Here is a 611-nt window from a genome sequence, read left to right as displayed (position 1 = left end):
GACTTACAAAACCGCCTGCGCACGCTTTACGCCCAGTAATTCCGATTAACGCTTGCACCCTACGTATTACCGCGGCTGCTGGCACGTAGTTAGCCGGTGCTTATTCTTCAGGTACCGTCATTAGCAAAAGATATTAGCTTTCACCGTTTCTTCCCTGACAAAAGAGCTTTACAACCCGAAGGCCTTCTTCACTCACGCGGCATTGCTGGATCAGGCTTTCGCCCATTGTCCAAAATTCCCCACTGCTGCCTCCCGTAGGAGTCTGGACCGTGTCTCAGTTCCAGTGTGGCTGGTCGTCCTCTCAGACCAGCTACTGATCGATGCCTTGGTAGGCTTTTACCCTACCAACTAGCTAATCAGATATCGGCCGCTCCACGAGCATGAGGTCTTGCGATCCCCCACTTTCATCCTTAGATCGTATGCGGTATTAGCGTAACTTTCGCTACGTTATCCCCCACTCCAGGGTACGTTCCGATATATTACTCACCCGTTCGCCACTCGCCACCAGAGCAAGCTCCGTGCTGCCGTTCGACTTGCATGTGTAAGGCATGCCGCCAGCGTTCAATCTGAGCCAGGATCAAACTCTTCAGTTTAATCTCTGTTACTTTGCC

At 51.9% G+C, this 611-nt stretch carries 1 rRNA gene; it reads right to left on the bottom strand.

Annotated features, from left to right (window positions below):
- A 16S ribosomal RNA gene (locus tag MRBLMS1_RS14950) occupies positions 1 to 593 on the bottom strand; the annotation flags it as partial.
- Positions 594 to 611 lie beyond the last annotated feature (18 nt).

Source organism: Massilia sp. LMS1-1-1.1, from assembly GCF_040815535.1.
GTDB classification, from domain to species: domain Bacteria; phylum Pseudomonadota; class Gammaproteobacteria; order Burkholderiales; family Burkholderiaceae_D; genus Janthinobacterium; species Janthinobacterium aestuarii.
This window is presented reverse-complemented; position numbering and strand designations above follow the sequence as displayed.